This is a genomic window from Bacillota bacterium (assembly GCA_009711825.1).
Taxonomy (GTDB): domain Bacteria; phylum Bacillota; class Proteinivoracia; order UBA4975; family VEMY01; genus VEMY01.
In genome coordinates, this window is sequence record VEMY01000063.1 from 23633 (window position 1) to 31414 (window position 7782).

A 7782-nucleotide genomic window follows, 5' to 3' on the forward strand; every position below is an offset into this window, starting at 1 on the left:
GCCTGGCTTCAGGAGCAGGGGTATGATGTCGAGGAAAGACATATTGTCAAACAAAAGCCCAGCCGGGAGGAACTGGGTCAGTTTGCTGAGTTGGTAGGCGGCGAAGTCTTGGTGGCCACCCGTAGTAAGTATTACAAAGAATCTGGTTTGGACAAGACCGATCCTGCTATATTAGATGCGCTGTCCGAGCAGCCCCTGATGTTACGGCGACCGCTATTGTATGCCGACGGACAGTTGCTGGTCGGTTTCGATCCTGAACAATACAGGGAGCTGTTGTGATGGACTATGTAATTCTGGTTTTACCGAATCATAACCGGGTCTATCGGGAGCAGGCGCCGAGTCTGGCTATAGAAGAGCTGGCGGCGTTGAATCAATATGTGTTTACAGGCCAGCTGTCGGATATTCGTCAGGAGCAGGTGGGCGGACTGGACTGTATTGCCTTCTCCGGGCCGGAATTGGAGCCGTGGCAATTGGAATATGTTCGCACTTTATCCTTTTGTTTTGGCTGCTTTCAGCGCGAAGGGGAACTGCTGCGTCCGATTGACCTGCCCGGTGAAGACTACTTCCCCGATGACCTGTTGACGATACTCAAATATTCCGGCAAGACCAACGAGGCCTTCACGGCTCTGCTCTATAACGTAACCTTATGGGCTGGCGCATTTGGCGACCGGTTCTTTGAGCGTTTGCGGATCCTTGACCCGGTATGTGGTCGCGGTACCACCCTCTACTATGCCCTCACCCGGGGCCATGATGCCGACGGTTTGGAGCTGGCAAAAGCGGATGTACAGGTGATTGACCAGTTCCTCAGCCGTTATTTACAGGAGCACCGTTACAAGCATCAGATTCAGCGGGGCCGCGTCACCCGCCCCCAGGGCGGTACCGGACGCAGGATTACCGCCCAGGGCGCCAAAAGCAAGGAGGAGTTGAAGGCCAACCCTTTCTCCCTGAATGTGATTAATGACGACACCGTGAATGTGAACAATCACTTTGCCCGAGGCACGTACCACGCGCTGGTGGCTGACTTGCCCTACGGCGTGCAGCACGGCGGCAGCGGCACCGGGCGCGGACACATCAGCGCCGGGGCCTTGCTTTCCCGGGCGCTTCCCGTGTGGACCAAGGTGCTGAAAAAGGGCGGCACTGTTGGGGTGTCCTGGAATGTCAATGCTACCCCCCGCAGCGCGATTGTCACCGAACTGGAAGCTGCCGGCTTAGAACTGGTTCCGGGCCTGGAAGGGTTTGAACACCGGGTTGACCAGGCGGTGCGTCGGGATTTGGCGGTGGCTCGAAAGCGATGAAACAGCTTTTGGCTCATCTGGCTGCCTGTACTGTGCTGCAGCAGTTTCAGGTTGAAATTGCCAGTCCGGAGCAGGTGTTGGCATTGGTGGATGGTAATTATTCGGCGCTGCCACCTGTGGTGGCTGGACAGGCTGCAGCCGCTTTGACGCCGTTCGATAGCCAAGGGGATTTGGCCTGCGCCGAAATCGCCCTGGCAATGTGGCAGAAAGGCCCCAAAAATCTCGGTGGGCAGTATCAGGCGCTTCGCGATCGGGAGCATAAAAAGCGTCTGGGGCAGGTGTTTACACCGCCGGCCACAGTCGAAGCTGTGTTGGATTTAGCGCCTGGGAGCTTAAAGCCCAAGTCGATATGCGACCCGGCCTGCGGAGCCGGCGATTTTTTGCTTTCCGCTGCTCGGCGTTGGCCCGAGGCAAATTTGAGCGGAACAGATCTGGACCCGCTGGCGTTGGCCGTGGCTGCCAGCCGGCTGGCGCTGCATGGGTTTTCTGCTGATTTGACGGTTGCCGATGCCTTAAAACTGCCGGTGGACAAGCCCGGCTGGGAAGCCAGTGTCGATTTGGTGGTGGGAAATCCGCCCTGGGGAGGGAAGGTGCTGAGGCCCCAGGGTTTTGATATTGAAGCTGCCACCCGGGCCAACGCTTGTACTTGGTTTATCGAGCTGGCCCATTGGCTGCTGAAAAAGGATGGAGAGCTGCTCTTTCTGCTTCCCGAAGCCCTGCTCAAGGTGCATGGCTTTGCCGGGGCCCGGGAATGGTTTATTGATCGTTTTGCCCTGAGAAGACTTATTTACATGCCCAATGTGTTCAGCGGCTATTACGCGCCGGCGGTGGCCCTAGAGGCGACAAAAGGCGGTATTCAGGAAAAAGTTACGGTGGGCTACAGCGGGCGCAGCGGTGAACCGATTCGGACTTATAATATCCTCCCGGCGACAGCCTGTCGGCGGGAGCGGATAAATATTAATTATGACTCTCATCTTGAACAGATTTGGCTGCGCTGCTCTAACGGGGCAGTTTTTCTCCAGGAAGGAGACTTGGGGCGGGATTTACCTGCCGGTGAAGCGGTGGTGGATTTCTCTTTGGGCATTGTCACCGGCGACAATCGCCGCTTTGTCACCGCCGAGCGGCAAACTGCCGCACAGCTGCCGCTGCTGACGGCCGCCGATGTCCGGCGATTTGCGATTGCCCCTGCCCGGAACTGGCTCGCTTATGACCCCAAAGTATTGCAACAGGTGGCGCCACTGAAAAAATATCAAGCGCCGGCGAAGCTAATCTACAAATTTATTTCCCGGGAATTAGTCTGCGCTGTGGACAGAAGCGGCGCCCTGGTCCTGAACAGTTTGAACATCGCGCTGCCCCTCCGATTACCCTTTTCCCTGGATTACCTGGCCGCGCTCCTCAACAGCCGGCTGTTGAATACCTTATATATGTACCGGTTTTTTACCGGCAAGGTGTTAACCCGGAATCTTAAGCAGTTGCCACTCAAAATACCCGCTCCCCCAGAGGAAGAAGCGCTGCTGGCTAAGGTGAGGGCAGGGAAACTTGCGGAAGCTGATGACTTTGTGGAGGAGCTTTATTGTCTGAGCGAAGCGGAAAAGAAGCACCTGGCGCTGATGCGCGATCAATTGCAAACAGTCTTCTTTGTTTAGCAAGTTCTCTACGCAAACGGCCCATTATGCCCTGGCATACGCGTTTATCTGAAGACGTTCAGAACAGTCTGGAGGCTGGTTGTGATGTTCATCTCACCAAACCGCTGCGCAAACTCAAATTGCTAGAAATAATCACGCAGTTTAGCTAGCGAGCGAAATTTGGGCAGGGCTAAAAAAACAAGCGTACGTGATATCTCATCAAAAAAGAGGCCAATCTTAACTAGGCCTCTTATTATTCGCTTCCTGGGGGAATAGTGGATAATCCACCAGGCGGAGCAGGAAAATCCTGCCTTAAGTAATGGGTAAGCAGGTGGAGTCTTCTTAGTTTTCCGGCAGACGTATTCTTGTCCAGATGTCGGCATATATATTTCTATGGACGGGTAAATTGGGAGCACAGTTAAAGCTTGGTTCTAAATAATGTGGTATTATTTCCTGAATAGTAGTATAATATTGTAAATTATTTGGGGAGGGTGACTATTGTGAAATTGGCAAAAAGTTTGGTTATGCTGTGTGCAGTATTGGTTGCCGCGCTAGCGCTGGCAGGTTGTGGAGGCGACAGTGACGTGTTGCGTGTGGGGACCGAGGCCACATTCCCGCCTTTTGAGTACACCGACGAAGATGATAACATCATTGGCTTTGACATTGACATCATCAATTGGATTGCCGAGGATAACGATTGGGAAATCGAGGTTACTCATTTGCCCTTCGACACATTGGTTGAGTCTTTGGCCGCTGATCAGTTGGATATTGTGATTGCAGCGATGACAATTCGCCCTGACCGGGCCGAACAGGTTCTGTTCAGCGACCCCTATTACGATGCATCCCAGGTAATGGTTGTCCGTGACGACGAAACCCGGAGATTTGGTGTGGACGACATAGTCGATCAAGATTTAATCGTTGCCGTACAGATGGGCACCACTGGCGCTTTTGAGGCTGAGGATATCCTCGGGGCTGAGGACCATCCCAATCTCAAGCAGTACCGGCGCGCCAACGAGGCATTCATGGAGCTGAAAAACGGACGGGTCGATCTTGTAATCATTGATGAGCCCGTAGCCCTCAATTACATTGCCCAATTGGGCGGCATGAAGGTGCATGGTGAGCCGTTCACCGATGAGCAATTCGGGATTGCTGTCCAACTGGAAAATACCGAAATGATGGATAAAATCAACGCCTCGCTGGCCAAGATGGTGAACAGCGGCGAATATGATCGTTTGTTCAAGCTCTGGTTCGAGGATTAATATCTGAGCATGGACGCAATAAAGTTTGAACTAATTGTCGATGCCCTACCGGCACTTTTGCAGGGCGCAAGGTTATCGCTTTTGGTCAGTGCATGTTCTGTTTCCATTGGTATCTGTTTGGGCATCATCATCGCCAGCGGTCGCCTGTCCAAGTTTAAACCATTCAGCATGCTGGCCGGCGCCTATGTTGCCTTTTTGCGGGGCACGCCGATGATTGTGCAGATTTTTATCGTTCACTTCGGCCTGGTGGAATTTGGCATTCGTTTGCCGGCGATTGCTTCGGGGATTATTGCCCTCAGTTTGAATAGTGGCGCTTACATGGGTGAAATATTCCGTGGCGGCATTCAGTCGATTGATGTGGGGCAGACCGAGGCCGGTTTGTCCCTGGGCTTTACCCCGCTTCAGGTGTTTCGGTACATTGTCTTCCCCCAGGCTTTCCGGCGGGTGATTCCGTCCATGGGCAACGAAATGGTGACATTGACCAAGGATTCTTCTTTGGTCAGTTTCATTGGCGTTGCCGAGCTCACCTATCGGGCGACTCTGATTGCCGCCCGGACGTACGCATATTTCACCATGTACGTTGGCATTGCCTTGGTTTACTTCGTGATGACCTACACTCTGTCACAATTATTGTTGCTATTGGAAAGGAGGATGGGACCAGTTGATCAAGATAGTGGACTTAGAAAAGTCCTTCGGCGCCAATCAGGTGTTGAAAGGCGTTACGGCCTCGGTTAGTCAAGGTGAAGTGGTGGTGCTGATTGGGGCCAGCGGTTCTGGCAAGAGCACCTTGTTGCGCTGTATAAACCTCCTGGAAGAACCCAATGGCGGCCAAATCTTTATCGACGGTGTGGAGGTCACCGCCCGGGGCGTGGCCAAGCATGTGGTGCGCCGGGAGACGGGGATGGTGTTCCAGCAGTTTAACCTCTTCCCCCACAAACGGGTGATTGACAATATCACCATGGCTTCAATCAAGGTGCGGAAGACAGAAAAGGGCGCTGCCGAGGAACTTGCTTTGGATTTATTGCGTAAAGTCGATCTGGAGGAAAAGGCATACTCCTGGCCCCATCAGCTCTCGGGCGGTCAGCAGCAGCGGGTCGCCATCGCCCGGGCGCTGGCGATGAGGCCGAAGGTAATGCTCTTTGATGAGGTTACCTCCTCTTTGGACCCGGGTATGACCGGGGAAGTGTTGGCGGTAATGAAACAGCTGGCCGCCGACGGGATGACGATGATCGTCGTCACCCATGAGATGGCCTTCGCACGGGAAGCGGGCGACAAAGTGCTATTTATGCACGAGGGCGTAATCGCCGAGGAGGGCCCGCCTGCGGGGCTCTTCAGCAATCCTCGCAATGAGGCGACCCGGGATTTCCTTAGTAAAGTCTTGTAGATCTGCGCATTTCACACCGGTGGGTAAGGAGTTACTCATCGGTGTTTTGTTTCCCCGATGTTTGTTCGGGGCAATGTTGGCAGCGCTTGGGATTATCGGTCCCGGTGAAAACGGTTGCTTTCGACGGAAATGTGAGGTATAATCCATTTAAGTGAACACTTAAATGGATTGGGGTGAGGAGGAGTGACTGAGCTTATAAAATTAAAAGCCCTGGCGGATGAAACCCGGCTTGCAATGATTAAGTTGCTATTGACCCACGATTTTTGCGTAGGCGCCTTGGCTAAGCAATTGGGGATTTCCAACGCCGCAGTTTCCCAGCATCTCCAGGTTCTACGCCAGGCCGGTCTTGTCCGCGGTCAAAAACGGGGCTACTGGATGCATTATTCGGTGGCCCGGGAGGTAGTGGCGGATTTAGCTGATGAACTTAAGGCTTTGGTGGCCCGGGGAGGGGATGTGGTTTTTAAATGCCAGGACAGCAAACCCGAGAGCAATAAATGTTGCCAGGGCTGAAAAAAGAAGAGACGGGGTGTGAAGATGAACATTGCCGAGGCAAAGAACCTGACAAAGTTATATGGCGATTTTTGTGCCGTTGATCAGGTGAGTTTTCAGATTAAGCGGGGAGAGATTTTCGGGTTTCTCGGCCCCAACGGTGCCGGCAAGACGACAACAATTAACATGCTCACCGGACTTGCTTCAATTACTGGCGGGCAGCTATCAATTGCCGGTTTCGATGGCAATCGGGAGATTAAACGCGCTCAACAGGTAATGGGGATTGTTCCCGATGAAAGTAACCTCTATCCGGAGCTGAGCGGTTTTGACAATCTCTGCTTTTGTGCCGCCCTATATGGCCTGGAAAGCGTGGAGCGCCAGGCACGGGCCCGAGACCTGCTGACCCAGGTCGGCCTGGAGCAGGTGGCCGACAAAAAGTTTCAGACCTATTCCAAGGGCATGAAGCGGCGCCTGACAATTGCCGCCGGTTTGATTCATGAACCGGAGATTCTCTTTTTGGATGAACCGACCAGCGGCATCGATGTGGAAAGCGCCCGACAGATCCGCAGTTTGCTGCGCCAGTTAAACGCTGGGGGAACAACGATGTTTTTGACCACCCACTACATAGAAGAGGCAGAGCGACTGTGTGACCGGATTGCTTTTATCGTCCAGGGCAAGATTGTCCGCACCGGCAGTATAGATGAGTTGATGGCGGAGGCCCAGCAGGAGCAGATCGTTGAGTTCAGCTTGGATGAACATACAGAGGCATCCGAACAAGTACTGCGCCAAGCCTTCCAGGAATATAAAATCACTGCTCCTGTAGCCGGTAAGTTGCGGGTCTCTGCTTCTGAGCCAATTGCCCTCTTTCCGTTCATGGAAGTTTTCCAAAAACATTCGCTCAATGTCTATGAAGCAAAAGTGATTCGGCCCTCACTGGAGGAAGTGTTTGTCAAGATTACCGGACTGGATTCGGGTAAACTGGCTGCCACCCAGGGAAAAAGGAGGCGAGGTAAGTGAAGACCTGGATTGCCTTTTGGAACATTTTGATGAAGGATATGCGCAATTATTACCTGAAGCCGCCCAATATTAGTTGGGGCATAATCTTCCCTGTGTCCTGGACGCTGATGTTTCTCATCCGCTCCCAGAGCGCTTTAGATGTGGAAGCATTGCTGCCGGGGGTGATGTCTTTATCCATCCTCTTTGGCACAACTTCGATGTTGGCCGTGACAATAACCTTTGAGCGCAAAAGCCGCTCGTTTGAACGTCTGCTTCTGGCACCCATTAGCCTGGGTGCATTGATGCTGGCGAAAACCACCGGCGCCATCATTTTCGGCATTCTTAACGCTTTTGTACCCGTTATTTTCGCTTCTTTTCTGGCTGATCTTTCGGGAGTGAGCTGGATGCCGCTCCTGGGCAGCGTTTTGTTTATCGCCATTACCTCAACCTTTTTGGGGCTGCTGATTGCTGTGGCCGTCAGCGAGGTATTTGAGGCCCAGACGTTTTCGAACTTCTTCCGGTTTCCGATGATCTTCCTCTGCGGTTTGTTTCTGCCCATATTGTAACTACTAATCCATAATGTCCATCAGCAGACATTGTTAATTGGCCGCAATTTGCCGGACAAGCTGACCAGAAGGGAAGGGAGAATTAGAGCAATTCTCCCTGGACAACTACCTTCACCATATGATCATCAATAATCCTTTTCCCATTCTGCGCCCCATAAAGCAGGCAGT

The 7782-nt window shown here is 53.0% G+C and carries 10 protein-coding genes; 9 read left to right on the forward strand and 1 reads right to left on the reverse strand.

Going from position 1 to position 7782, the window contains the following annotated elements; genetic code table 11:
* Window positions 1-42: 42 nt before the first annotated feature.
* From FH749_14800 to FH749_14840, 9 genes are all read left to right on the forward strand, one after another.
* Window positions 43-279, forward strand: coding sequence for a hypothetical protein (locus tag FH749_14800; GenBank protein MTI96718.1), 237 nt, complete (start codon window positions 43-45; stop codon window positions 277-279).
* Window positions 279-1295, forward strand: coding sequence for an SAM-dependent methyltransferase (locus FH749_14805; protein MTI96719.1), 1017 nt, complete (start codon window positions 279-281; stop codon window positions 1293-1295). The genes FH749_14800 and FH749_14805 overlap by 1 nt, the downstream gene beginning before the upstream one ends.
* Complete coding sequence (locus tag FH749_14810; protein MTI96720.1) at window positions 1292-2941, forward strand: methyltransferase domain-containing protein; 1650 nt, start codon at window positions 1292-1294, stop codon at window positions 2939-2941. Before FH749_14805 ends, FH749_14810 begins: the two co-directional genes overlap by 4 nt.
* A 479-nt stretch (window positions 2942-3420) precedes the next feature.
* Window positions 3421-4179 carry a basic amino acid ABC transporter substrate-binding protein gene (locus tag FH749_14815; GenBank protein ID MTI96721.1) on the forward strand — a complete coding sequence of 253 codons (759 nt, stop codon included), beginning with the start codon at window positions 3421-3423 and terminating at the stop codon, window positions 4177-4179.
* 9 nt (window positions 4180-4188) lie between these two features.
* Window positions 4189-4914, forward strand: coding sequence for an amino acid ABC transporter permease (locus FH749_14820; protein ID MTI96722.1), 726 nt, complete (start codon window positions 4189-4191; stop codon window positions 4912-4914).
* Window positions 4841-5563 carry an amino acid ABC transporter ATP-binding protein gene (locus tag FH749_14825; GenBank protein ID MTI96723.1) on the forward strand — a complete coding sequence of 241 codons (723 nt, stop codon included), beginning with the start codon at window positions 4841-4843 and terminating at the stop codon, window positions 5561-5563. The genes FH749_14820 and FH749_14825 overlap by 74 nt, the downstream gene beginning before the upstream one ends.
* 183 nt (window positions 5564-5746) lie before the next feature.
* The gene (locus FH749_14830) at window positions 5747-6073 is read left to right on the forward strand and encodes a winged helix-turn-helix transcriptional regulator (GenBank protein ID MTI96724.1); all 327 of its coding nucleotides are present in this window, start codon (window positions 5747-5749) and stop codon (window positions 6071-6073) included.
* 24 nt (window positions 6074-6097) lie between these two features.
* On the forward strand, window positions 6098-7069 hold the full coding sequence (locus tag FH749_14835; GenBank protein MTI96725.1) for an ABC transporter ATP-binding protein: 972 nt from the start codon (window positions 6098-6100) through the stop codon (window positions 7067-7069).
* 29 nt (window positions 7070-7098) lie between these two features.
* A complete protein-coding gene (locus tag FH749_14840; GenBank protein ID MTI96726.1) occupies window positions 7099-7614 on the forward strand; it encodes an ABC transporter permease in 516 nt (171 codons plus the stop codon).
* Between the two features lie 82 nt (window positions 7615-7696).
* Here FH749_14840 and FH749_14845 read toward each other — a convergent pair.
* The coding region (locus FH749_14845; protein MTI96727.1) for a general secretion pathway protein at window positions 7697-7782 on the reverse strand (86 nt) is incomplete at its 5' end.